The 25,350-nt window shown below is 54.1% G+C and carries 18 protein-coding genes and 2 pseudogenes; 6 read left to right on the forward strand and 14 right to left on the reverse strand.

Annotated elements, in window-relative coordinates:
- Positions 1-577: 577 nt before the first annotated feature.
- Positions 578-778, reverse strand: a complete 201-nt coding sequence (locus tag L6439_RS29715; protein ID WP_420540565.1) for a hypothetical protein — start codon at positions 776-778, stop codon at positions 578-580.
- 446 nt (positions 779-1,224) lie between these two features.
- Here L6439_RS29715 and L6439_RS14905 point away from each other — a divergent pair, with 446 nt between their 5' ends.
- The 3 genes and pseudogenes from L6439_RS14905 to L6439_RS14920 all read left to right on the forward strand — a co-directional run bounded on the left by L6439_RS14905 (position 1,225) and on the right by L6439_RS14920 (position 4,443).
- Positions 1,225-1,452 (forward strand): helix-turn-helix domain-containing protein, encoded by a 228-nt coding sequence (locus L6439_RS14905; RefSeq protein WP_213468359.1) that lies wholly within the window; start codon positions 1,225-1,227, stop codon positions 1,450-1,452.
- Between the two features lie 56 nt (positions 1,453-1,508).
- Positions 1,509-2,587: pseudogene (locus L6439_RS29890) on the forward strand (ISNCY family transposase); the annotation flags it as partial.
- A gap of 182 nt (positions 2,588-2,769) precedes the next feature.
- Positions 2,770-4,443 (forward strand): alkaline phosphatase, encoded by a 1,674-nt coding sequence (locus tag L6439_RS14920; protein WP_237096924.1) that lies wholly within the window; start codon positions 2,770-2,772, stop codon positions 4,441-4,443.
- 677 nt (positions 4,444-5,120) lie between these two features.
- Here the strand turns inward: L6439_RS14920 and L6439_RS14925 are convergent.
- From L6439_RS14925 to L6439_RS14955, 7 genes and pseudogenes are all read right to left on the reverse strand, one after another.
- Positions 5,121-5,372, reverse strand: coding sequence for a hypothetical protein (locus tag L6439_RS14925; RefSeq protein ID WP_213468357.1), 252 nt, complete (start codon positions 5,370-5,372; stop codon positions 5,121-5,123).
- Between the two features lie 213 nt (positions 5,373-5,585).
- Positions 5,586-6,119, reverse strand: a complete 534-nt coding sequence (locus L6439_RS14930) for a dihydrofolate reductase family protein (RefSeq protein WP_213468356.1) — start codon at positions 6,117-6,119, stop codon at positions 5,586-5,588.
- A 233-nt stretch (positions 6,120-6,352) separates the two neighbouring features.
- The gene (locus tag L6439_RS14935) at positions 6,353-9,538 is read right to left on the reverse strand and encodes a bifunctional cytochrome P450/NADPH--P450 reductase (RefSeq protein ID WP_213468355.1); all 3,186 of its coding nucleotides are present in this window, start codon (positions 9,536-9,538) and stop codon (positions 6,353-6,355) included.
- A 76-nt stretch (positions 9,539-9,614) separates the two neighbouring features.
- Positions 9,615-10,181 (reverse strand): TetR/AcrR family transcriptional regulator, encoded by a 567-nt coding sequence (locus tag L6439_RS14940; RefSeq protein WP_168180057.1) that lies wholly within the window; start codon positions 10,179-10,181, stop codon positions 9,615-9,617.
- A gap of 173 nt (positions 10,182-10,354) precedes the next feature.
- Positions 10,355-11,398, reverse strand: coding sequence for a YkvI family membrane protein (locus L6439_RS14945; RefSeq protein ID WP_213468444.1), 1,044 nt, complete (start codon positions 11,396-11,398; stop codon positions 10,355-10,357).
- Between the two features lie 194 nt (positions 11,399-11,592).
- On the reverse strand, positions 11,593-13,554 hold the full coding sequence (locus tag L6439_RS14950) for an ATP-dependent DNA helicase (RefSeq protein WP_213468443.1): 1,962 nt from the start codon (positions 13,552-13,554) through the stop codon (positions 11,593-11,595).
- Positions 13,555-13,732: 178 nt separating this feature from the next.
- A pseudogene (locus L6439_RS14955) lies at positions 13,733-14,498 on the reverse strand (alpha-L-fucosidase); the annotation flags it as partial.
- A gap of 214 nt (positions 14,499-14,712) precedes the next feature.
- Between L6439_RS14955 and L6439_RS14960 the strand changes: the two are divergent.
- The 3 genes from L6439_RS14960 (at position 14,713) to L6439_RS14970 (ending at position 19,573) form a co-directional block, all read left to right on the forward strand.
- Positions 14,713-15,753 carry an efflux RND transporter periplasmic adaptor subunit gene (locus L6439_RS14960; RefSeq protein WP_168180055.1) on the forward strand — a complete coding sequence of 347 codons (1,041 nt, stop codon included), beginning with the start codon at positions 14,713-14,715 and terminating at the stop codon, positions 15,751-15,753.
- Between the two features lies 1 nt (position 15,754).
- Positions 15,755-18,847, forward strand: a complete 3,093-nt coding sequence (locus L6439_RS14965; protein WP_168180054.1) for an efflux RND transporter permease subunit — start codon at positions 15,755-15,757, stop codon at positions 18,845-18,847.
- A gap of 249 nt (positions 18,848-19,096) precedes the next feature.
- Positions 19,097-19,573 carry a double zinc ribbon domain-containing protein gene (locus L6439_RS14970; protein WP_213468442.1) on the forward strand — a complete coding sequence of 159 codons (477 nt, stop codon included), beginning with the start codon at positions 19,097-19,099 and terminating at the stop codon, positions 19,571-19,573.
- Between the two features lie 61 nt (positions 19,574-19,634).
- Here the strand turns inward: L6439_RS14970 and L6439_RS14975 are convergent, their stop codons facing one another.
- The 6 genes from L6439_RS14975 to L6439_RS15000 all read right to left on the reverse strand — a co-directional run bounded on the left by L6439_RS14975 (position 19,635) and on the right by L6439_RS15000 (position 25,225).
- The gene (locus L6439_RS14975) at positions 19,635-20,075 is read right to left on the reverse strand and encodes a hypothetical protein (RefSeq protein ID WP_213468354.1); all 441 of its coding nucleotides are present in this window, start codon (positions 20,073-20,075) and stop codon (positions 19,635-19,637) included.
- A 397-nt stretch (positions 20,076-20,472) separates the two neighbouring features.
- Positions 20,473-21,090: an NUDIX domain-containing protein gene (locus tag L6439_RS14980; protein ID WP_213468353.1), complete on the reverse strand. Its 618-nt coding sequence runs from the start codon at positions 21,088-21,090 to the stop codon at positions 20,473-20,475.
- 445 nt (positions 21,091-21,535) lie between these two features.
- Positions 21,536-22,222 carry an SRPBCC family protein gene (locus L6439_RS14985; protein ID WP_237096484.1) on the reverse strand — a complete coding sequence of 229 codons (687 nt, stop codon included), beginning with the start codon at positions 22,220-22,222 and terminating at the stop codon, positions 21,536-21,538.
- A gap of 345 nt (positions 22,223-22,567) precedes the next feature.
- Positions 22,568-23,158 (reverse strand): DUF421 domain-containing protein, encoded by a 591-nt coding sequence (locus L6439_RS14990; protein ID WP_213468352.1) that lies wholly within the window; start codon positions 23,156-23,158, stop codon positions 22,568-22,570.
- A 45-nt stretch (positions 23,159-23,203) separates the two neighbouring features.
- On the reverse strand, positions 23,204-24,367 hold the full coding sequence (locus L6439_RS14995; RefSeq protein WP_213468351.1) for an alpha-hydroxy-acid oxidizing protein: 1,164 nt from the start codon (positions 24,365-24,367) through the stop codon (positions 23,204-23,206).
- Between the two features lie 261 nt (positions 24,368-24,628).
- Complete coding sequence (locus L6439_RS15000) at positions 24,629-25,225, reverse strand: AAA family ATPase (RefSeq protein WP_213468350.1); 597 nt, start codon at positions 25,223-25,225, stop codon at positions 24,629-24,631.
- Positions 25,226-25,350: the final 125 nt, after the last annotated feature.

The raw sequence follows: 25,350 nt of genomic DNA on the forward strand, positions 1-25,350 counted from the left end.
TATGATATACACATTTTTACAAGTTTTTTAAAAAAATTGTGTTAATTGTTTCTCTTAATTCATTAGAATGTATAACTAACATAATCCCAAATTTCGAAAGCCCATAGTATTGAGGCAAGTGGCCGGGTCAATAGTAAATCAGAATGTTAAAATATGGAAATTTCCCGTGTTTGATAGAAACTGGGAGGCGTTGTGAATGGTCTTTCCCCCTCCCCACTGAAGACTTCACCTAAAGGTGATTTGCGTCTAAATCCCAAAGGGCCTTTTTGGATAAAATTGGGTTTAAATGGTTCACCTTCACTTTTCCACTCTAACCTAACGCGATTGCCATCCCAAAGTAGTAAGCCCAACCGCTCCAAAGCGGGTATCCCATCTGACTTGCTGCCAACTCCGAATCGCTTGTGATCCAGTGGGCTAAATCGTCTGCATTCGGCAATACAGCAGATAAAAGTAACATTCTTATTTGATTTTTTAAAGCAAACTCCTTAATATGCGTAAGGAACATTTCATTTTTGATGTATCTTTTCTTCAGCCCCTAACAAGTATCAACAACAATTAACTAGATTTCTTTTTCAAGTCATGATCCGCAACGAATAAGTGCTTTTGCCTTTTCAGGTGTGGCAATAACGACTTGTGATTCATTTATCAGTTCAAAGTCTGTAACATTTGCAGTTAACCTACCATATAACTTCGAAACAGTAATGCCTAGCGGTCCAAATATTCTATTTAAGCTTTGCTCAATTTCAAAAACTAAGGAGCGGAATGGTGCAAGATCCACAAACCTTTGATAATATATGAGGCTGATAAAGCGCTGAAGGCCAAAGGCGCTGAGTTTGGCTAAATTTCTCCGATTATATCTCAGTCGTTATTCTGGAGATTTCCGGTCAATTCGAGCTATATCAGACAGAGATCAACATCCAACGGCTTGTAGTCAAGTTGAACGAGACCTTTCATTACACCCCGCACATGGCGTTTGGTCTTCGTAATCAGGATATTATGCTGACCTTCCTCCCCCAAGCTTGCAGATATCGAGCTGATCAAACATTCTATGGAACGCATGATCAGTTCAGCGAAGTATGTGGTGAATGCAGGAATAGGCACCCCTTATAAAGGCATAATGAACATTCCCAAAAGTAATTCAGAAGCTCAAAAAACACTGCATTATATGCTCAGCAAACATCAATCCGGGTGTATACAATATAAAGACATAGGAACCGTTTATTCTTGGGCCAGGATGTCTCCGAGATCAACCAGTTCGTACTGAACATCCTAGCCCCACTGCAAAGCGCACCGGATCATAACAGCCAATTGGAACAAACTTTACATGCTTACATTTCCGAGGGCATGATTGCTATTAATACCGCAGCAGTACTTGATATTCATATTAATACGCTTTATCAGCGGCCCAAAAAAATTCAACAGGTGTTGAATATCCGGGTAGTTCTTTTGTGATAAAGTCACCCAGAAATGAAGAAGCTACTTTTGTGGAGAAAATCATAGATGGGCGGATGACCAATAGGGAGGGAGCGGCAGCGCTTGGTTTATCAGAGCGCCAAGTCATTCGACTGAAGAAGAAATACCAATCCGGAAAAGGAGCACAAGAACTTATACACAAGAATCGGCGGAAACAACCTCATCACGCCCTTCCCACCGAAGTGAACGAACGTATCGTTGAGCTGTACACAGCCAAGTATTACGGGAGCAATTGCTGTCACTTCGCTGAGCTTCTGCAGAAGCATGAATCGCTGACACTGAGTGCTTCCAGCGTAAGACGCATCCTTCTCGCTAGCGGGCTTAAGCAGGTGAAGCAACGGCGTCGCAGTAAAGCCCATCCGCCACGGGAACGCAAACCGCAAGCCGGCATGCTGTGGCAGATTGACGCAACTCCTTATCCATGGTTGGAGGATCGGGCTCCGTCCTTTACGCTGCATGCTGCGATTGACGATGCAACAGGTACGGTTGTCGGTGCCGTCTTTCGTCCGAACGAATGCCGGGAGGCCTACTCTCTTGTCATGAAGCAAGGGATAGAAAAATACGAGGTTCCCCTTGGGCTTTACCGTGATCGGCATACGATTTTCCGGTCGCATAACGAAAAGCTGACGCTCGAGCAAGAGCTCACTGGATAGACCAAGCCGCTCTCCCACTTCGGCAAAGCGATGGCTGACTTGCATATTGAGCACATTAAGGCGATTACACGGCAAGCCAAGGGACGTGTAGAACGTCTCTGGCAAACGTTTCAGGACTGCTTGGTGATCGAACTGCGGCTTCTTGGCATTCAGACGCTGGAAGAGGCGAACGCGGCTTTGTCCGGCTTATTGGAGAAGCACAATCACAAATTTGGCATAGAGCCTAAAATGACCGATTCGGCTTACCTGAAGCTTGATCCGTCTATCGATTTAAATCATGTGTTCACGCTTCGCAATTATCGGCAACTCGGGACCGGAAAAACCCTTTCGTACAACGGAAAGTATACCCTTGCCCAGCCTGCTTCCCTTCGTCTGATGCAAAAACGACGGTTGAAGTGCGGGAGAGGTTAACAGGGGATGTACTCTTGTGGCACCAAGGTCAGCCCTGGGCACTCAAAAAACATTCTAGCTCTCGCTCCTTTTACAAAACATTTATATCTACTTCACGTTCCGATTACACCTCGTTACCATTCCATTAACAATTCCCTTCCATAATGAAGGAGGTTGAGTACATATTTGGTTGGAGGGATATCAATTGAAATCATTTGTACGCAAATCGCTGGTTGTTGCCCTAGCCCTGCTGATGCTTCCATGCGGCGCATGGCAATCCGATGCGGCGCTGGCCGCGGGAGCGGGACAGCGGCAGCCGGAATCCAAAAACATCATTGTGCTCATCGGCGATGGCATGGGCCCTGCGCAGGTAACCGCAGCACGAATCTACTCCAAAAACAAGCTGAAGAAGCCGTATTTGAACCTGGACAGCATGTACGTCGGTCAAGCTGCGACCTTCGCCGACAAAGGCGAAGACGGAGACACCGTGGTGTCCGGCGAAGTGACGGATTCCGCTTCCGCGGGAACGGCCTTCGCGACCGGACATAAAACCTACAATGCGGCCATCAGCGTCTCGAACGAGGATATTTCCAAGCCATTCGCTTCCGTCATGGAAGCATCCAAAGCGGCCGGCAAGTCGACGGGTCTGGTTACGACGGCACGCATCACGCATGCTACTCCGGCCGTATACGCCGCACATGTCCGCAACCGCGACAACGAAAACGCGATCGCCTCTCAATATTTGGAGTCCGGCGTCGATGTGCTGCTCGGCGGCGGCAAGCGCCATTTCGTCAGCAAGAAGGAGAAAGGCAAGCGTGACGACAAGACAATCATTCCCGATTTCGAGAAAAAAGGCTACAAAGTCGTATACGATAAAAAAGGCTTGGCCGCGTTAACGTCCAAAAATCAAAAAATTCTCGGCTTGTTCCATGACTCACACGTCGATTATGTGCTGGATCGCAAGCCGGAGACCCCGAGTCTTGCCGACATGACGGCCAGGGCGCTCGAGGCTCTGTCCACAAATCCAAAGGGGTTCACGATAATGGTGGAGGGCGGGCGGATTGACCATGCCGCCCACGCGAATGATTTCGGCGCCATGATCCAGGAGACGCTTGATTTCGACGCCGCCGTGAAGGTGGCGCTTGAGTTCGCGAAGAAGGACGGCAACACATCCGTTGTCATTACCGCCGACCACGAGACGGGCGGCCTCTCGCTGTCGCGCGACAACATTTATGAGCTGAATGTAGACGCCTGGGACGCGCAAAACATCTCTTCCGAGCTTCTCGCGCCACAGCTTGCGCAGGCAACGTCGACAGCGGAAATCAAGGAGCTGATCAAGAAGCATACCGGATTTGCAGATATCACGGAAGAAGAAGCGCAATATATTATGGAGGGGGACGGCACCTCATATAAGCAGGAAGGCGCCTTCAATCAAGTGATGGCCAAGCGCTACTTGATCGGCTGGTCCGGACATGGACACTCGGCCGTCGACGTCGGCGTGTGGGCTTACGGTCCGATCGTGAAGCATGTCCAAGGACAGATTGACAACACCGCAATCGCAACCAGCATCGCGCAAGTCGCCGGGCTAGATTTGGAAAAAGCAACAGAAGATCTCGTGGCCAAGCACCTGTACCCGAAATATAAAGTAAACGGGGACGGCACCGTTCTATTCCCGGCGGTCAAGCTTGCAAAAGCGCTGCAAATCAAAGTTACGGACAACAAGGACGCGAAGGTCACGACATTTACGAAAGGCGATGTGACCTTGAAAGTGCTGAACGGAAGCAAAGTGACCATGAACGGCAAAGCCAGCGCGCTTCCGGCCGGGCTTGATGGCAATGTTCTCTATCTGAATCTGGAGGCGTTCAGCCAGTTGACAGGGCAACCTTTGAAGTGGGATGCCTTGTCCGAACGCATCATACTGAAATGATGATGACGGGCGGGATGATGCTTATCATCCTGCCCTTTTTTAATGGGGCCGGCCTGTGAAGCGGCTTGTCCGGCCCTTCTTATCCCGGCTGGACGGTCCAGCACCCTCTAGCATGGACGGCTGTCCAGCGCCTTCCAGAAAGGCTGGCCGCAACTGCGCCTTCTAGCAAGCAGTGATTTACATATTATTCCATTTCAAAGTAACGGAACCCGCTCCTCTAGTCAATGATGGGCCATCCGCGCCTTCCCGACTGGCCCCGCCTCACCGCACGCGGGATGAGCGGCAGCTGGCTGGTCTCGCCTCACCGTCCGGGATGAACAGCAGCTGGCTGGTCTCGCCTCACCGTCCGGGATGAACAGCATCTGGCTGGTCTCCCCCACCGTCCGGGATGAACAGCAGCTGGCTGGTCTCGCCCACCGCGAATCCTGCATAAATGCAGGATTGATCCTGCGGGCAAGCGGACTCGATTCGAATCCTGCAAAATTACATGATTTTTCCTCGTTAATGCTCATTCCGCCCGTCATTTCACGAAAATGCTGCAGCCCTGCAGCATTTTCCTCTTAAAGCACCGGAAACGGCCAAAAATCCTGCACTTTTGCAGCTTTGATCCACATCCACCATCAAGAGTAGCGTTCATCATCAAGAGTCTGGTCCACCGTCAAGAGTAGCGTTCATCATCAAAAGTCTGGTCCGCCATCAAGTGTAGCGTTCATCACGACGATCTTTCGTACCCACTCGTCGCGGCCAATCGTCACTAGATCGAACATCAGCCCCTTGCTTTTCCCATCTTCAAAATTCTCTCCTGAATAATGGCTGGGACGCTCTTTCCAGCCCTGGTCGATCCAGAAGGTGTTCACTAAAATATTTTTCGCTTTTTTATCCATCCCTGCTTTCTTCATTTCAGCATTTAGGTTCAGCCAACCATCCATGCGGGATCTCGATCGTTGTGGCATGTTGGATGTACGTAAATGCATCTTTCTTCAACAAGCCCATCGAGTACCTCATTCCTGCTCTCAAAAGGAAAACTTCACCATTTAGCTGCTCACGAACGAACCAATGGGAAGACTCCAAGCCTTCGAAAATGAATTGGACCAAAAAACGGCTTTAAAACTCTCAGCCCCCGAAATCATGCATGCCAGTCTTCAGGAATTATCGTTTTTCACGGTATAATGGAGTTGAACCATTTGTCCAAAACGCTTGGTGTCAGCCAAAACAAGCTTCAATTCCGGGTTGCCCGGCTTGAACAGCGGAATTCCTTCGCCTAACAGCGTTGGCATCATCGTGATGATAAACTCATCAACGAGTTTTCTTTTCATAAGTACGTCGAGAATTTCGGCTCCGCCGACGATCCAGATTTTGGAACCCTCTCGTTTCTTCAGCTTCTCGATGAACCCAGGCACATCCTCAGTGACAAAGGCAACATGCGGACTCGGCTCTTTCCCGGAACGCGAGAATACATAGCACTCCTTGTCCGGATAAGGAAAATGATCGGCTAATTCAAACGTATGCTCGTATGTTTTGTTCCCCATTAATACGGTGTCAATCGTGTTATAAAATTCACCGTACCCGCCGTCTCCCTCTCCTTCTACTTCATAGAGCCAATCGATCGCTCCATTTTCACGCGCAATATAACCGTCCAGGCTAGTTGCGATGTATAATACGACAGGACGTTTCATTTCTTTTTTCTCCCTTCACATGTGGAATCGTTTGATGCTAGCGGCAGTTCATTGCTTTCTATGATTCAACATAGCATGTAAATAGGTCATCTCTTGTCATATTAAAAATAAATCCGGCATCCGGTGTGCATCTTATCGTCATTTTACATACGGGTTTGTAAGCTTCGGGAAAAAGCAAAGAGCCTTAATCCGCTTGCGCATCGGACTAAGGCTGTTTCTTTAGTTTCTCACAATCAAGCCTTTCCGCCGGCCCATACATCTTTGACGTAACGTCCTTCGGCCTCGAGCCGGGCGAGCCATGCTTGCGCCTCCGCTTCGCCAATGCCGTGAACCGTCTGACAGCTCTGGCGCAAGGCAGCTTCTACCCCCGGAGCCATTCTGCTTCCGTCGCCGCAGACATAGAAGTATCCTCCCCGCTCCAGCAGGCCGATGAGTTCCATTTCCCGCTGCTGGATCAGATGCTGGACATACGTTTTCGGCTGTCCCGGAATCCGTGAAAATGCGGTGTGGACCGCAACAAGCCCCTCTTGCTGGAACTGCTCCAGTTCTTCCCGATAGATATGATCCGCTGCATCGCGGCAGCCGAAATAGAGATGCGCCGGGCCAAGCCGGGCCCCTTCCCGTTTGAGCTCGCGGCGAGCCTGAAGGAACCCGCGGAACGGCGCGATCCCTACCCCCGGTCCGACCATAATCACCGGAGTTCCCGGATCTTCAGGAAGCCGGAAGCCTGACTCTGGCGTGCGGATGAACATGATGACGGAATCTCCCGCCTGCAAGCCGGCAAGATAATTGGATGCGACGCCCCGGTACTCGCCTTGGCCGCTCCAGGCCGGACCTTGCACTACGCTAACCGTAATGCTCGCCTGCCGCGGCTGGACGCGCGGAGAACTGGAGATCGAATAGTATCTCGCTTTTAGCGGAGGCAGCAGCTCCAAAAACTGTTCGAACGGCAGTTCACACGCCGTATACTTTTCCAGCAAATCAAGCATTGATATCCGCTGCTGCAAAATATGGAACTGGTATGCCTCTTCCTCCAGCAAAGCTTCGAGCTCCCGCTTATGGGGCGGGCATGCGGTCCGTGCGGCAAGCTCGCGTATCTGCGCCCGGGTCGCGGCCTCCTGCAATTCCACGCTGCGGCCGAGCAGCTCGTACAGCTTGACAGGACGATCCAGCGGCAGGTGCGCCACACGCAAGCCGGACGTTGTCAGAATGACATGATCGTTGCCATCCAAGCCGAAGCGCTTCAAGACGCGTTCGACCAGCCCCTTCCGATTCTGAGGGAGCACGCCCAAATGGTCGCCCTCTTGATACACGACCCCCTCCGGAAGCGCAATTTCAATATGGCGCGTGCTGCGTCCCCCTCCTGCTTTTTGAAGCTCGCGGTTCGCAACGACCTTGGCATAATGGGCGTTATGCGATTCGGCAAGCGGCGCTTCTATCATGCCCCGGACCACATCCATAGACAGATCGGGACCTGCTTGGCGCCCCATTGCTTGGAAGCTCAGACCTAACGAACTCATCACGGCAGGCCAGAGCCGATCGCGCCAATTCTCCACCTCGGTCTCGAAATCGCCGCCAACATCGCCGCCGTCCAGCGGTACAAGCCGCTGCCCCCCTTTGGCCGCCATCTGCGCGTCAATCCATGTCGGAACGCTCTGAAAGGTGCTGGCCCAGTTGCGATCGCCGCAGCCGAAGACGCAATAGCGAATCCCATCCAATTCGCCGGGACTCACCTCGCCCAGCCACTGCACGAAGCCGCGGGCATTATGGGGCGGCATGCCGTTATAGGACGACGTGACGATATAGATCACGCCCTCCGCAGGCAGCTTCCCGGCATAATCGTCCAGCGGCGCGACCTTGCTCTGGAAGCCCTGGTAACGCGCCGTATCCGCCAGCTCGCGGGCAATCCCCTCGGCCGTGCCCAGATCGGAGCCGTACAGCACGAGCAACGGGGTATCATGGCGCTCCGCCGGATCCAATGCTTCCCGTTCGGCCGCATTTTTCCTCAGCGCTGGCGTCCCGCTCCCGCCGCCTCCGATAATAAAGCCGGTTTGTCTGCCGCGGGGGCGGACTTTTATCGTGAAGCCATCGGGCTTCACCGTCAGCGTTTCCTTCACCTTCAACTCGTAACGGGTATGATCGATGAACTCGAAATGCTTGAGCAGCATTCCCAGCACCAGCGTCGCCTCTTGCAGCGCGAATTGCTGCCCGATGCAGGCCCGCTGCCCGATTCCGAACGGCTTGTACGCATCATGCGGCACCCGGCTCGGGTCCTCGAACCGTTCCGGACGGAACGCCTCCGCATCCTCTCCCCAGGCGGACACGTCCCGATGCAGTTGGGGAATCAGAACAACCATCCGGTCCCCTTGATTCACCGCATATTTTCCCGCGAGCACCGTATCCTGCTTCGCCTGCAATGAAAATCCGGGAGCCGTCGGCCACAGGCGCAGCGCTTCATCGAGAATCATGCGGACGTATTTCAAGTTCTTCACTTGGGCGTAAGTGGGAAGCGGCTCCGTTAACACGCGGTCTACCTCATCGTATCCCTTTTGCATCTTGTCGGGATTGTTCAACAGATAGTAGAGCGCAAAGGATAATAAACCGCTCGTCGTCTCATGACCGGCAATCAGGAACGTAATAATCTGATGCCGAATATTCGTGTCATCCAGCGACTCTCCCGTCTCCGGATCTTGGCCTTTCAGCATGTGTGCCAGCAGGTCATCCTCTTCTTGCTGACCGTGGGCCTTCCGTTCGGCAATAATTTTGTCGACCAGGGAGAACATGAATTCGAGATCATGCCGGAGCTGGCGTCTCGACTTCACCATCAGCATATCTTGAATGCCGAGGCGCTGCGCTTGGCTCATCGTCTCGCTGAGCGCCCGCACCATGCTGGCGACAAATGGATGAGATTGTTCGCGGTAAAAGCTGTTAAACCGGTAATTGAAGCCGCATAGCCCGATCGTATCCAGCGCCAGCCGCGTCATATCTTCCGGCACGTCCACGCTCTCATCCGGATTCAGGCGTGACCACTTCTGCACCAGTTGGATTGCGATCTCCAGCATCTTGTCGAAATATCCGCGCATCGCCGTCCGGCCGAAGCTCGGGAGCAATATATTGTGAGCCTTCCGCCAATTCGGCTCTTCGGTTTCCGAAGTGAACAACCCGTCCCCCAAGATGGCGCGTACCTTTTCCAGCACGGTTTTGTCGACGATTTTGTCAAAGCGGGACGGATCGGTAAGCTCCTTCACCAATTCATAGCCCGACACAATGTGCAAATGTCCAAACGGCAGCTTTAAACGAAAAAATTCACCATACTCTTCCGCCAGCTTCATGAACGACTGAATCGGCATTTCCGTATCGAGCTGGGGCAGGTTGCCAAGCGGCCCATACGTTCTGGGCTGTGGAATCGCAATCGTCATGCTACTACGCCTCCTCACAAAAAATGGAAATACGGAATGAATATTCATTCCGCTTGCGGTATGAAAAACGACCGAGTCAATGGACCCGTATCGCATTCCAACAACATTCCTCCACGCCGGCAAGAAGCTCGTCCGTTTCCTCCAATACCTCCGCCCGGATCGTTTCGAACAGTTTGACGAGAGCGCCGTAAAAAATAGAGATCAAGGCATTCGGCGGCAATGGGGAGATGATTCCTTGCTCCTGCCCTTGGACCAAGAAGTCACGAATAAAATTCATGCCCGATTCAAACGATTTCAGACTTTTCTCGTCCAGCAGTCGGGGATTCAAGTGGGAATCAATGAACGAAAACGCTTCTCTGTTTCCTTTGGCAAAATGGATCGTTTGCACAAAAATGTGATGAAATTGCTGCCGCACGGTTCCGGATGCGGGAAAACCATGAGTTACCGTCTGGAAAAACCTCTCCGCGCATTCTTGAAACAATGAATTCAGCAGGACTTCCTTGTTTTCGAAATACCGGTAAATGGTACCGGCTCCCACATTGGCGCTCTCGGCTATCATCGGCACGGTAGTCGCATCAAAGCCGCGGTCAGTAAATAATTGCAATGCTGCCTGTAAAATATCTTCTCGCTTCGTCGTCGCCACAAAACTCACCTTTCCTACGGAATGAACGTTCATTCCTTAGTATCTTATACCAATAATTTCAATATTTCAAGGGCATAAAATTCAAATTTTTGTGAAAAGCTCGCTTCACGCATTACCTGTCGGGATAAACCGGCACATGTGTGCAGTTGCCTTGCTGATTATTGCTGGCTGTTTTATTTTTCAGGCAACCGCTTTGCCGCCAAGACGATGAGCAGGATGATTCCCAAGTATCCGAACAACGGGTAAAGGTACGTGAGCAAGGAAGTAAAACCTGCTTGGCTGATAATAAAGCAAGCCAGAAGCACAGCCAATACGATAGCGCTTTTCGGAAGCTTATATAGACTTTGAATCTGTCTGGTGACCCCGAATACATTGCCTATCAATGTCGTAAAAATTTCCCCATATATCACCAACAAGAACAGCACATGAACGAATGGGCCCAAGCTTCGAATAATCTCGGCCATCGGAAGTTGGAACTGCAGTATTTCCGGCATTCTGGAGTTGAGCGCAAAATGGCTGATTAACAGCATCATCCCGAGTCCGACTCCCCCCAAGAAGCCGCCCCACTTTATTTCGCTTTCATCCTCTACCTCTCGTCCCAGCGGAACCATAACGGCTTGAGCAAAAGCAAGATTCAATGCGGCGTACATAAACGGACTCAGCATCCATTTCAGGTTGTCCCGTAGCTGTGTGTGCGATCCGGTCACCCCCCATATTCCGTCCATCTCGATAGCTCGAAAGGCAATGAGCACTATAAATACAAGCATCATGGGCACAACAAGAGAGTTTACGGCTAAAATCCCGTTCAGTTCCTTGCTCATAACCAGATAACTCAGCGCAACACTGACCACAATGCCAATCTGGTAAGGAAGCCCAAGCTGCTCCTCGAAAAGGGAACCCGTGCCGGACAGCATAACGGCGGTAACGCCAAATAAGATAAGGAAAGTCAGTGCGTTCGCGACTTTGCCGAACAGATTGCCGAACAGGAAATTGTTAAATTCCTGATAGGAAAATGCCTGGATCCTGCGGGATAAAATCATCATTTTGGTGCCAAGCCATATAAACAGGAATGTGGTTACGGCAATGCTTATTCCTCCGAATGCCCCATACGCCGTGAAAAATTGCATAATCGATTGGCCAGAAGCAAATCCGGCCCCGACTACGGTTCCGATATAGGTTGCGGCAATTTTTAAGATCAAGCTCACTCTCTTTTTCATTGGCTCCCCCGCAAGACAAGTTTTCTCGATTCGATCTATTCTATGTCTGAAATGCTGGTATATTCGAGGTATGTCCACATCTAACCGGATATGAACACAAAGCAGCACCGTATTGCTTTTCCCATATATAAAAAGCTCTTTCCCCCCTTTCAGGGAAAAAGAGCCTTCCATTCGTTCATATGCGCTTCAACCGTCTAGAGCTTCTCCTTCAGTTCGACCCCCGCGGGGAACGCCGCTTGGATCTGGGCCCGGATCGCCTCGGTTCGGTATGCGTCTCCGTCCAGAATCGCGACCCGTCCATAATCAGACGACGTGCGGATCAGCCGTCCGATGCCTTGGCGCAGGCGAAGCAGCATATATGGCATGTCAACCTCGGCGAACGGATCCGCCGCGGCCTCGCGCTTCGCCAGGAATACGGGATCATCCGGCGGATAAGGCAGCGACCAGATAATGACCTTGGTCAGCGCCTCCCCCGGCACGTCGAGACCCTCCCACAGGCTGACGGCGCAGAGCACGCTGTCCGCATCCGCCTGGAAGGCGGCAATAAGGCGGCTGATCTCCTGATCGCCTTCATACAGGAAGCGCGTGCCGGATTCATCGGGATAGCCGGATGTCTCCATCTCCTGCTTGAAGCGCTGCAGCTCCTCCCGCGTCCGGAACAGCATCAGCGCGCCGCCGCGGGTCTGCTCCAGGATGGAGATCGCCATCCCGGTCCTTGCCGCGAAGCTGTCTTGACCGTAAGGAAGGGGCGCCGCCGCCTCCATCACATTCTCATAATCATAGGAAGACGGGACGGAGAACGACAAGTAGTCTCCCATCCCGAGACTGTCCGCCACGTACTTGAAGGAACCGTCCACCGACAGCGTCGCCGAAGAAAAGACGATCGGCATCCGTGCCGTGAAGAGCCGCTCCCCCAAGATCTCCTTGATCGTCTTCGGCATAATAGAGAAGACGAGCCCGTCCCCGCGCTCGGTCGTCCAGCATATCGGCTTGTCCAACCGTTCGAACAGCGCGAGCGCCTTTTGAATCATGTCGAGATGCTCTTCGACGATCCGCAGCTCATAGGCGTTCAGGGTGTACAGCTCGCTCTCATATACGAGCGCTTCCTCGATGTCGTCGATCATTCGCCGGAAGCGGCGCAGCTCCTGCAGCAGCGGTTCGTCGAGCATCACCCGGCTGCGGTCGGAGCCGGCGATAGCCTGACTGCGCTCAGCCAGCGCACGGAACAGATATCCGCTCTGATCAATCGCCTGATCGATTAGCTGCGCCAGGTTCTCCCGCACCTCGCCGTTCAACAGGCGAAGCAGCAGCTCCTCGAAGACATCATGCTTGAGCTTGTAGCTGACTGCCATCAGCGCCGCCGACTCCAGCAGATGGCCTTCATCGAAGACGACCGCGCAATGGTCCGGCAGCAGCGGCAATTGCCCTTCCCGCTTCCGGCTCTCCGCCGTCCACAGATGCTCCATATAATAATCATGCGAGCAAATAATCAGATCGGCAGCCTTGCGGTAATGCTCCCGGGACAGCGTCTGCCCGCAGCGGTGCCGCTTCTCGCACACGAAGCAATCCTGGAACGTATCCCAGTTGATCCGCTCCCACCGGGCATCGTTCAGCTCGGGATACTCGGTCCGGCCCCCGTACGCATGGAACGCTTGCCGGGATTCGGGGCGGCGGACGAAGCTTGGCAGCCCTTCATAGATGGCATCATAGAGCGGCGCGTCCTCGTCCGTCCACTTCGAGCGGGCCTGATCCAGCTTCATCAGGCAGAGGTATTGATCCGGCGATTTGCCGAGTCTGGCATCGATGTCCAGCTTCAGATGCGCCGACAGCTTCGCGATATCGCCTTCCGGCTTCACCAGCTGCTCGATGAGCGACTCATCCGCGCACGCGATGACCGCAGGCTTCCGCATATAGCGGGCATAGCAGATCGCATACAGCAAATAAGCCATCGTCTTGCCCGTCCCTACTCCGGCCTCGGCAAGGATAGCCCGCTTCTCGGCATAAGCGCGCTCCAGTTGAAAAGCCATGTATATCTGCTCATCCCGCACTTCAAAGCCGGCCTCCGGCAGGATGTCATAAAAAACGTCCGCCACCCAGTCGCTTACCTGCGGAATATAGGGGCGGGAGGGATCATAATCAAAGGGGTACCGTTCCAACGTATGTATAGCCTCCATCTTGTTCACGACTTCAAAAGAGGAGCCGAATGGAGCGTTCGCGGCATGCCCGATCTCCGAAGACATGCGCTCTCCCTCGCACCCAGCTCCTCCCGTGATTGAATCATCCCTTATTTTATCGATTTTCGCCCCGTCCATCAATGCCGATGTTGGCCGCGAGTCAACGCGCCGAGAGCAGCGCGGACTCCCGCCTCGGCGCTTCGTTGCGCGTGACGACCGCACCGGAACCGCCGTACATATCGAGCTCGCCGTCGATCTCCAGCTTCAGCACGGTGACGTTCTCGTGGGCATCCTCCGGCCTCATTTGTATCCAGGCCGTTCCCGGTATGTTGAACCACGGCACGCCCCCGTGAATCTCGTGGGTCAGCTCTTTGCCGGAATGAAGCACCGTTATTTTATTGATTTTGTTCGATAAGCCCTTCAGGCATACGCTCTCCTTCGGATTATCGTACACGAACAGATACAATGTCTTGCGGTCCTTCGATACCGTGCTGCCGCCCAGGTAATAGCGGCTATGGATACCTTCGCCGGTGCCGTACACCGCTTCCTCACGGGTGCGGATCCATGCGCCCAATCCGAGCAAAATGTCCTCCTGGCGCTTGTCTATCGTGCGTCTTCTCTCGGCCCGATATCAAGCAGCATATTGCCGCCCATCGTAATGCAGTCGCAGAACATGCGGATAATTTAATTCAAAGATTTATCATGATTGTCTGTCGGCACATATCCCCAGGAACGATTCATCGTCGTGCAGAATTCCCACGGCCCTTCCGGCCGCGTAATCGGAAGTCCCTGTTCCGGCGTCTTGTAGTCGCCAGCCCTTGAAGCCGCAAGTTGACGATCAGTTCAGGGTTGAACGATTTCAGATACGTCTTGAACGCGGGCAGATTCCACTGCTCGGCGCTTCGTTCCCAATCCCCGCCGAACCAATTTTGCACCACACGAAGTCCTCCCTTTGGCATTCTAGCAAAAACCCAACGTTATTATCTCATAGAACAGATGCAAAGACATGCAAGAAATCGTATAATAATCAAGGTGACCCACGGTTCATTTTCATGTTAACATTATGAAACTGTGATGAAATCCACACGTATTGTTAGGTAGTCATTGACACATCGTTAGTACAAGGGAGTGGAACAAAACGTGAGAAACCGATGGATTGCAGGCTGCCTCGTCGCAGCATTGCTCGGAACGGCGCTGGCGGGATGCAGCAGTCCTCCGGCCGAAGAGCCCGCGCAAGGGGCTCAGCAGGAGAAGGAAACCCCTGTTCAGGTGGCCGCTGTAGAGAAAGGCTCTCTCAGCCAGCACAATGAAATTATCGGGACGGCCAACCCGAGCAGAACCGTCGATATCATTCCGAAGCTGAACGGCGAACTGGTACGCTTGAATGTCAAGAAGGGCGACATCGTCTCCAAGGGGGCGACGCTCGGCATCATTGACGCGGATGATCTAGAAGTCCAGCTGAAGCTGGAGCAGTTCAGCCTGGAGCAGGCGCAAGATCAGTACAAGACACTGCATAACGCCCAAGCATCGGATCTTGAGCTGGATCAGGCGAAGCGCAGCATTGAACAGGCTCAGTTGCGCGTCAAGCAGGCCAGCAACAGGGTGGCGGATGCGACCTTGAAAGCCCCGATGAGCGGACAGGTTATTCGCGTGGCGGCGGAAGCGGGAGAATTCGTCACCTCAACCTCCCCGCTGTTCACGATCGTTTCCACCAATCCGGTGACGTTCTCGGCCAATGTCAGCGCGAATCAGATGCTGTTGCTGCAGAACCGGAAAGAGACGAAGGTCGAAGTGCCGGATGTGGGCAAAACCTTCACTGCCCGGATCACGTATCTGTCCCCCGTCGCCAATGAAGGCGGATTCTACGCGCTCGAGACGCAAGCGGACAATGCGAAGGGCGAGATCAAGCCCGGCATGACAGCGAAGTTCATCGTCGAGCAGGAAGTGTTGAAGGATGCCCTCCTCGTTCCTACGGAAGCGATCGTGGAGAAGAACGGCGCATCGTATGTGTTTGTCGTTAAAAATGGACGAGCCGTCGAAGAAGCCGTGGAAGTGCTGGAATCCCAATCCAAAATGACGGCGGTGAAAGGCAATCTCCAGGCGAACGATCAAATCGTCATCAAGGGACAAATGACCTTATCCGACGGCAATAAAGTGAAACTCATCGAGGGGGCGCGCTAACGTGAAAATTATTGACGTCTCCGTTAAGCGTCCGATCGGCGTCATGATGGTCGTGCTTGCGATTATCGCGCTCGGTCTGGTCAGTCTTCGCAACCTCGCGATCGACCTGTTCCCCAAAATCGACCTTCCGATCGCCGTCGTCGCGACCTCCTATCAAGGAGCGGCGCCCGAAGAGATCGAGAAGCTCATATCCAGGCCGATCGAAGCTTCCTTAAGCACGATCCAGGGAATTGATACCGTGTCCTCGCAGTCGGAGGCGAACTCCTCGCTCGTCATGCTGCAGTTCAAGACCGGTACCAACATGGACAATGCCTTGATCGACGTCAGGGAGAAGGTCGATCAGATCAAAGGAATGCTTCCCGAGGATGCCAATGATCCGTCCGTGCTCCGCTTCGACCCGAATCAGATGCCCATCATCACCCTGGGGCTGACGGGCGCTTCTCCGGAGAAGCTGCAGGAGATCGCGGACACGAATATCATTCCGTTCCTGGAACGGGAGAATGGCGTCGCGTCGGTATCCGTCGCCGGCGGCAAGACGCGGGAGATTCTCGTCGAGCTGAACCGGGCGAATCTCGCGCGCTACGGCATCGGGGCGTCGCAGGTCGTCCAGGCGATTAATGCCGAGAACAAATCCGCCGTTGCCGGCTCGGTGCCGAAGGGCGTGCAGGAACTGCACATTCGGGTCAAGGGAGAATATACATCCGTCGAAGATATCGGCCGGACGCTGATTCACCTGCCTGGCGGCGGACAGATTCAAGTCAGCGATATCGCCGATATTAACGATACCTTCAAGAAGCAGAGCTCGCTTACGCTGGTGGATGGAGCGCCTGCGCTCGTCCTGTCGGTGCAGCGCCAGTCGGACGCCAACACCGTCGCCGTCGCCGACAACGTCGACAAGGCGGTCAGCCGGCTTCAGGCGAATCTGCCGCACGGCATCGAGCTCAAGAAGGTCTCCGACACGTCGATATTTATCCGGCAGTCGATCGACAGCGTAGTCAGCAATATGTTGAGCGGCGGATTCCTGGCCGTGTTCATCCTGATTCTGTTCCTGCGCAGCATCCGCTCCACGTTCGTCATCGCGCTGTCGATGCCGATCGCGATTATCTCGACGTTCACGCTGATGTATTTTACAGGCCAGACGCTGAACATCATCTCCATGGGCGGACTCGCCCTTGGCATCGGCATGATGGTCGACAACTCGATCGTCATCCTGGAGAACATCTTCACCTACCGGCAGAAAGGGATGTCGATGAAGGACGCCGCGATCAAGGGCGCCTCCGAGTTGGCCTCGGCCGTTATCGCATCGACGACGACGACATTGGTCGTATTTCTGCCGATTGTATTCGTGCAGGGCTTGACCGCGGATATTTTCCGCCCGCTTGCACTGACGGTCTGCTTCTCGCTGATCGCTTCGCTCGTCGTGGCGATTACGCTGATTCCGACGCTGTCCTCCAAAATCGTGTCGCAGAAGAAAATCGTGCAATCCGAGAAGAAGGGCTGGTATCTCCGCTTCTTCGGCTCGTTCGTCTCCGGATACAAGCGCATTCTGAAGTGGGCGCTGGGACACCGCAAGACGACGGTGTTCGCTACGATCCTTCTGCTCGTGGGCAGCTTCTTCCTTGCTCCGTTCATCGGCATGGAATTCATGCCGGGCGGCGATCAGGGGCAGATTCAGATCAGCGTTCAGACGCCAAGCGGCACGAGTCTGGAGGAGACGAAGAAGGTGGCTGACGATGTGGCGGCCCTGTTGAAGCCGTATGAGAGCATCATCGAGACCGCCTCGGAGTCGATTGGCGGAGGCGGCCCATTCGGGGGCGGCGCCAATTCGGCTACCTTCACAATCCAGCTCATCCGGGCGACCGAACGCGATATGACGACGAAGGCGATGATGCAGGAGCTGACGGATGCGGTAAGCGATATCCCTGGAGCGGAGATTACCGTCTCCGCCATGGAATCCGGCCTCGGCGCGGGCTCGCCGATTCAGATCAAGCTGAATGGGCAGGAACAGGACGTGCTGGAAGAGGTCGCCGCACAGGTCGTCTGGCTCATTTCCGATATACAAGGGGTCTATAATGCGGATTCTTCGGCGGCCGAGGGCAATGCGGAGCTGAACATCTCGATCGACCGCAGCCTGGCCGCAACCTACGGCTTGTCCTATCAGCAGATCATGAACGAGATCTCGCTGGCGATGAACGGTCAGCTTGCGACCCAGTACCGCGAAGGCGGCAATGAATATGACGTGCGCGTCATCCTGCCGGAAGCGGAACGGGACAGCATCTCCGCCTTGAATGCGCTGACGATTCAATCGCAGACGGGCCAGTTAGTGCCGTTGTCCGCCGTCGCCCAATTCCAGCAGCTGCAGGGGCCGGTTATGATTCAACGGGAGAATCAGCAGCGGCAGATCAACGTAACGGCCGATCTGGCCGGAAGAGACTTGGGCAGCGTATCGGTCGAGATCGAACAAGCGCTGCAGAAGATGAACTTCCCGGAAGGATACACCTACTCGATGGGCGGCGAGACCGAAGAAATGATGAATTCATTCGCCGATCTGGCAATCGCGCTCGTCTTCTCCATCTTCCTCGTCTACGTCGTCATGGCGGTGCAGTTCGAATCGCTGCTGTATCCGTTCATTATTATGTTCTCGATGCCGACCATGTTCGTCGGAGTCCTTTTCGGTCTGTTCATTACCGGGACGCCGCTCAGCGTGACGGCCTTAATCGGAGTCATTATGCTGGCCGGGGTTGTCGTGAACAACGCGATCATTCTCGTCGATTATATCAACATCCAGCGCAGATACGGGCTGGATCGGCATGAGGCGATTATGCAGGGAGCCCCGAGCCGGCTGCGTCCGATATTCATGACGACATTGACTACAGTGCTCGGCTTGATACCACTCGCGCTGGGCATCGGGGAAGGCGCGGAGATGCAGGCGCCGCTGGCCATCGTTGTCATCTTCGGCCTCTGCTGCTCGACCATCTTTACCCTGCTGCTGGTGCCGGTCATGTATACGTACTTGGATGATTTCTCGAATTGGATCAAGCGCCTGTTCACGAGAAAGAACAAGACAGAAGCCGCGCATGAAGCAGCCGTATAACGAGAATTAACAAGTTAGCCAAGACACAAGACAGACAGCCTCCGTTCCGCCGCTCGGCAGGACGGAGGCTTTTTGCAGCGAGCCTATACATCAGAGCCGATTCCGCATTATATTATAGAAGCGGCAGGATGTTCATCGCGTGCCGTGGGATTTATTCCGGGATAGCCTCATTCGCGCAGGAGAGCCGATAGATCGGTTCAACGAGAAGAGCTGGACGATAACCGACTGGGGGTAGTGGCGTTGAGTTTTATGGATAAAATGAAGCTTGGCCTCAATCAAGTGAAGGATAAGGCGCAGCAGACCGTGGAGATTACGCGGATCAGCGCGCAGATTGCGGGGAAAAAGAAAGAAAAAACAACTCAGTTCGCCCTGCTCGGCGAACTGGTGCACGAAGCGTATGTCAAGCAGGAGTTGACGGAGCAGATGCCGCGCATCGAGAGCCTCTCGCAAACTATCCAGCGGCTGGAGGGAGACCTCGCCGCCTTGGAGAAGCAGCTGTACAAGGCCAAGGGCGAGAAACTATGCGGCTGCGGGGCCGTCATCGCGCAGGAATCCAGATTCTGCAACCACTGCGGGCAGGCGGTGCCGCTGGAGCCGGACGAGGTTATTCCGGCTTCCCGCCCCAGACGGGACGATCCTCCGATCGCCGTTAATTGCCCGCAGTGCGGAGCGCTGCTGAACGATGAAGCGGAGCGCTGCGTTCTGTGCGGCGAGCCGTCGAAATAGCGAGGCGGCAGGGGCTGCACCATAAGCAGTAGTGAGCTGCAGGGAGACAGCCCCCTGATTCTCAACGCTCAACTTGCCGAAAAGCTGCAATAATGCAGTTTTTCCTTATTACGTTTACTCCGCTACACAAATTCCTGCAAAACCGCATCAATTTCAGCCCGTGCACTAGATAGAAAGCAATAATCGGCGGAAAAGCTGCACTTGTCAGGCTGTTGAGAAAGAAGTTTTGAGTAGGAAAATGGATATTTCTACCACCCTGAAAGCTGAACCATTTCCCTAGACACGCCCATCCGGCAGGCGAAATCCGCAAACTCCACGATTTTTCCAGGGACGCCGATTCGGTAAGCGAAATCCTGCAGAAATACAGCAATTCGATATGGACGACGATTCCAGAAAGGGAATCCTGCAAAATTACAGGAATTTCCCCCGTTTCGCTTCGGTTTGAAGCAAAAGGGCCTAAAATAATGTAGATTTGCAGCAATTCCTCGGGATGGGGACTCATTAAGCCGAAATTCCTGTAAAATAGCAGCAATTTCCTCCGCACGTCCAAGCCCCAGGAGGCAACGATGCTTCCAGCAGGCCGATAATGCTTCCAGCAGGCCGATAGTGCTTCCTGAAGGCGATGATGCCCCCAGCATCCGACGCGGTCGCTTGGATCCCGTAAAATCAGGCCATTGAGTAGTCTATGGGACTTTTCACCTGTGATGTGGATCTCTTCTCCCGGTAGAAAAAAATCGATTTAAAACGCTCTAAGAGCCAAAGTTGGGATGAGGAAAATGGACCTTCTCCACCCCTTCACAAAAAACAGGGGTTTTCCAACAGCCTGAAAACTGCAGGAATCTCATCAAACAGCGGCTTAAATAGTCTAAAATCCTGCATTAACGCAGGATTTCACTCCCTCACCCATCTTCCGCTCCTTTTCCGGCCGCTATGTTCGTTGTTGTCCCGTCTGCCCCTAATCTTTGGGCGCTGCCTATGGGACAGCCTCTTCTTCTATCGTTGTCAGCCGTGCTCTCGAAACACGGTACTGGCCACAGGCTCCAGCGGATTGGCCGCGAAATACTCGCCCAAAAAATCATGCAGGGCTTGCGGGAATACATATTTCCGATGCCGCTTCGAGAAGTAGCTGTGCTCCACGGTGGCGATGACATCGCTGACCGGCAGCCATTCGATCCCGATCTGGGCTTCGTCGCCATGCGCTCCTCCGGGAACGTCCCCCTGCTCCGGAGCCGGCAGTCATAGATGAACTCGACCGCATGGACCTTCTTCGTGATATGCGAATATTCATGGTTCCCCGAAATATACTCCCGCACACAGAGCAGCCGGTGGGCCGCCAGGGCCGCTCCCAACTCTTCCTCGCATTCGCGCCGCAGCGTCTCCTCCAGCGTCTCGTTCGGTTCCTGGGCTCCGCCCGGCAGCACATAATAGACCCCCGCATCCGGCAACTCTTTCTTGATAAATAATATCCGCTCATCAACGACGATCAACGCCCGCACCGCATTGCGGATCTCTCCCATGTTCCACCCTCCCCGAGATTACAAGCCAGCCCGGGATCGCTCGTGCCGCAGGCTGTCTTCCGTGATGCATCGCTATCATATTGCATGCTTCGCCCATTATCGTATGCAGGCACGCATCGCGTATAACATGAGGGGGCATTTTGGGCTTAAACCTCTGAGGCCTCTCAAGCTCTCGGCCAGCAGCCGGCAGGCGTCCGTTCCATCGCCTCGCCTTACCTCAATCCGTCGCCATACCGCAATCCGCCACCGTACCTCAGTCCGTGCCATACCTCAATCCGTCGCCGTACCGCATCTGTTGCCGTACCGGAAAGCCTTGTTGTGCCGGAACCGGACCTGTCCCCTGACCGGCCGTTCATCCTCCAAGGTTCATACGATGAACGAGTTCATCTGGGCCCGCACAGATCCCGAGAAGTGCACCGCGCAATACGCCGGACTCATCGGCTTCTCATCCGATAAGACGCGACGGAATACGGTCCAACGCCTCTTCCCAGCGGCGTCTCATCACTTCCCTCATATAGATGTCCTCCAGCTTCTCCTGGTGCACGGAGACCGTCGTCTTGCCGGCGGTCTTCGAGAGAACGTAGATTTGCAGCGTGGACGGATGCTCCCATCCCTGCGGCTGCCAGGTCAAGCGCAGCTTCTGCCGCGGAATGACGGAGCGAATCTGGCTGCGGGTGCCTTCCTCCGTCATATACTCATGGCGGATTTCGAGGGGCAGGGACGGCATCGTGCCGAGCCACAAGGGCAGCCCTTCGGAGGACAGCAGGAAGGTCCATACCTTATCCTCCGCGACGGGCATCGTCCGCCGCACTCCAATCTGAACCCCCGCCGAAGCCGTCTGGCCGACAGGGACCCGGCCCAGCTTCTGTTCATACAACAAGGCGAGCATATCGCTCCATTCCGGCGTTATGTCATATCCGGCGGCAATGTGCCGGACAATGCGCTCATGGGACCAGGCCGGATCCACTCCCCGATCCAACTGCTGAATCCACTCTTCCCAGGCTCGGCCGGTATTGGCTGCTATCGCTTCTCTGCATTGGGAACCGACCATCACTACCCCTCCCTTTCTGATCAAGCCCAGCGCGCTGGATGCCGTCGCGATGACGAATTTTTGTTCAATGTCGTATGACATTATCGACTCTTCCTTTCCATGCTGCGCCTTGGATGCGCCTTGCGCGGCAACGGAATTATTTCTGCCGGATACGCTTCGGATGCGTCAAGGGACAAGCGAATCTGCTTCTTTGTCGTCACTCCCGATTCGGCGCAACGCCCCAGAGACAGCGAACCGTCTCCTAGATGAATAGATTCCCGGACAGGACAAGAAGAACGCCCCGGTTTTTTCCGCCGTGACGTTCTCCTCTAACCAAATATATGAAAACCACTGTAATCGGTTTCATTTTAGCACATTCCACGCGCCGCCGCCATGGGCCTTGTCCCGGCCGGCCTGACGGCCCAGAGCGCGGGAAAGCTCATGATGTCAATCCAGCTCGGGCCGAACGGGCTCGCGATGCTCCTGTTCCACGACTTCGGTGAACAGATTCTCCTTTGGCTGCTGCTTCTGCTTGCGCGGCTTCCCTTCAAGCTGAGCGAGCATTTTTTCCATCTCTCCGATCGTGACCGGCTTGGCATGCCGCATTAATTCATACCCCATATGGCCCGAACTTTCAAGAGTAGCGTACTTGACGTCACTGATAGAAGCGATACCCGTCGCTCTCAGCTTGGCCTCCAGTTGATCGACCGATAAGCGCAGCTTCTTTAAATTTTCCGTGACAATCTGCCCATCTTTAATAATCAGAGTCGCTTTCCCCATGAACCATTTCTCGACCCAATTGAACCGGAGCGCAAGATATTGGACGACCAGCAGCAGAGAGACAAAGACGCACAGCGTAATGATCGTTCTCCATAAACCGTGGCCCTTCACGGCATGCCCGATCATGGAAGCCATCGCCAACAGCGTTATGATCTCGAGCCCCGTCATTTCCCCTACTGTTTTTTTTCCAAGAATTCGAAGCAATACGAACCCGGTGAACAAGACAAGCAATGCTTCCACGGTGAAATGTAATTGCATGTGATCCTCCCGCCTGTACGCGATGTAATAGTGCCAATCTCCTGCTTATTTCACTTGCACGACGAGGGAAGCATCAACCTCCCGGATGGAACTCTTTCCGGATATCGCCAGCTGCAGCTCGGTCTCTGCAACAAGATGCTCCATGACCTCCCGCACGCCGGTCTCCCCCGCGACAGCCAGGGCATAGGCATAGGGGCGGCCGATGAGCACGGCATCCGCTCCCAGAGCGATAGCTTTCAGAATATCGGCTCCCCTTCGGATCCCGCTATCCAGCAGCACCGGCACCTTGCCTTGAACCGCTTCGCCGATCGCGGGCAGCGAATCCAGCGTGGCGACCGCGCCATCCAGCTGCCTGCCGCCGTGGTTCGAGACGATGATGCCATCAACGCCATGCTCCAGAGCCATGACGGCGTCATCCGGATGCGTAATCCCTTTGATTAGAACGGGCAAACGCGTTTGTTGGCGAATGAAGTCCAATTCCTTCCATGTAAAGCAGGTGTTGTTGCCTTCATCCAGCGCAAGCTTAACAGCCGCTTCCTTATCTTGATCCGGCGGCTCCTTCAACATTGAGCAGAACACGGGATCCGTAAAATAATTGCCCATGCCTTGTCCGGACAAAAACGGAAGATACGCATTGCGCAGATCCGTCTCCCTCCATCCAAGCAGCGTCGAGTCCACCGTTACGACGATAGCGGAGTATCCGGCCGCTTCGGCACGTTCAAGGAAGCTCCGGGTGAGCTCATGATTTTTGGGAGGATAGAGCTGGAACCACCGGACATGGTTCCCCATCGCTTCGGCTACGGTCTCCATCGGGATACTGGACACGTTGCTGAGTATATAAGGAATCCCCAGCTTGGCAGCCGCACGGGCAGGAGCCAGTTCGCCCTCCGGATGCAGAATCGTATTTACCCCGATCGGCGCGAACAGAACGGGGAACGGGAGCTTGGCGCCGAACAGGGAGATGGACATATCCCGCTTCGTAATGTCGCAGCATACCCTCGGCCGGATGCGATATTTCTGGAAGGCCTCGACATTGCTGCGGTTCGTGTCTCCCGCTCCGGCCGCCCCATGAACATAGCCGAACGGAGCCGCGGCCAACAGACTTTTCGCCTTGCTCTCCCACTCATCGAAAGAGACCGGCAGCAGCTTTGCCGCCCCGTCTCCGCTCTCATAGATTTTCATTTGCAGTTTTTCACTATCGAACGTCAAGATACAGATACCTCCAGCCTGAAATGACATGCCCCATTGTCCCCGTCATAAATTTCCCCATTCCGCCCAGCCTTATCCATCGATGTGGAAATGAAAAAAGCACCTCTCGTTCCATTGTGAGAAGGTGCTCTTCTTACTGAGCCGAATCCGGATGGCAGCGGCCTCGATAGCAAGCTCTTCGTCGGGCCGGCAGGCATAATAAACTCCGTCTGAAGGACATCATCATCCCATTTCGCATCTCCTGCCGCCGGTTACTCTCCATCAGCCAAAAAAACGGATATGCTTCACTTTGGTGGCGAGCCGATCCCACGATTTCTTGAACGGCCCTCTCTCATCCGGCAGTATCGGCAGCCCGCATTCGGAAGCGATGCGGGACACAACATCTTCCAACGTCATCGAATCGGTGTCGAGATGCTGGCGGAACACCGGCTGCGACAACCCGTCGATGCATCGGTCTATCTGCCGGGCCGCCCACGACTGCCCTCCCTCGCCGCGGGTCTTCAAGCGCTTCAGGAGCACTTCCTTGGATGCGCATAAGGCAAAATGATGCACGATCGCGCCATCCTCCCGCAGCCTTCCTGCGATCTCGCGGAAATAATCGGCATTCACGATCGTCATCGGCACAATGATAACCCCGCCATACTCGGCGTTCATATGACGAAGCATCGAGTAATTGCACTCCCGCCACATCGGGTAATCTTGAAAATCGCTTCGCGTCATTTCACTGGGCACGTTTTTCCGAATGAAAAAACCTGCGTTCTCCGGGTCATAGACAAAAGAATCCGGAATTCTCCGGTGCAGCTCAAAGGCTGTCGTCGTCTTGCCGGAGCCGAACGCCCCGTTCAACCATACAATCATTCGCTTCACTCCATCGTCTTTGTACAGCCCATAAGTGCGTCAGGCGTTGTATACATAGATGCGCATAGTCATGATCGGCATGATTCCGGCAGTCCGGAGCAGATTCCATTTCTCGTAGAGAATGA

The sequence above is a fragment of the Paenibacillus dendritiformis genome (genome assembly GCF_021654795.1).
Taxonomy (GTDB): Bacteria; Bacillota; Bacilli; order Paenibacillales; family Paenibacillaceae; genus Paenibacillus_B.

Excerpts from the sequence above, each read along its gene's own strand:
- L6439_RS14945 (WP_213468444.1), bottom strand. The coding sequence starts at position 11,398 with ATGAAAAAGAGAGTGAGCTTGATCTTAAAAATTGCCGCAACCTATATC.
- L6439_RS14990 (WP_213468352.1), bottom strand. The coding sequence starts at position 23,158 with ATGCAATTACATTTCACCGTGGAAGCATTGCTTGTCTTGTTCACCGGG.
- L6439_RS14935 (WP_213468355.1), bottom strand. The coding sequence starts at position 9,538 with ATGACGATTGCGATTCCACAGCCCAGAACGTATGGGCCGCTTGGCAAC.
- L6439_RS14985 (WP_237096484.1), bottom strand. The coding sequence starts at position 22,222 with ATGTCATACGACATTGAACAAAAATTCGTCATCGCGACGGCATCCAGC.
- L6439_RS14980 (WP_213468353.1), bottom strand. The coding sequence starts at position 21,090 with ATGGGAGAGATCCGCAATGCGGTGCGGGCGTTGATCGTCGTTGATGAG.
- L6439_RS14920 (WP_237096924.1), top strand. The coding sequence starts at position 2,770 with ATGCTTCCATGCGGCGCATGGCAATCCGATGCGGCGCTGGCCGCGGGA.
- L6439_RS14930 (WP_213468356.1), bottom strand. The coding sequence starts at position 6,119 with ATGAAACGTCCTGTCGTATTATACATCGCAACTAGCCTGGACGGTTAT.
- L6439_RS15000 (WP_213468350.1), bottom strand. The coding sequence starts at position 25,225 with ATGATTGTATGGTTGAACGGGGCGTTCGGCTCCGGCAAGACGACGACA.
- L6439_RS14925 (WP_213468357.1), bottom strand. The coding sequence starts at position 5,372 with ATGGATGGTTGGCTGAACCTAAATGCTGAAATGAAGAAAGCAGGGATG.
- L6439_RS14975 (WP_213468354.1), bottom strand. The coding sequence starts at position 20,075 with ATGAGTCCCCATCCCGAGGAATTGCTGCAAATCTACATTATTTTAGGC.
- L6439_RS14970 (WP_213468442.1), top strand. The coding sequence starts at position 19,097 with ATGGATAAAATGAAGCTTGGCCTCAATCAAGTGAAGGATAAGGCGCAG.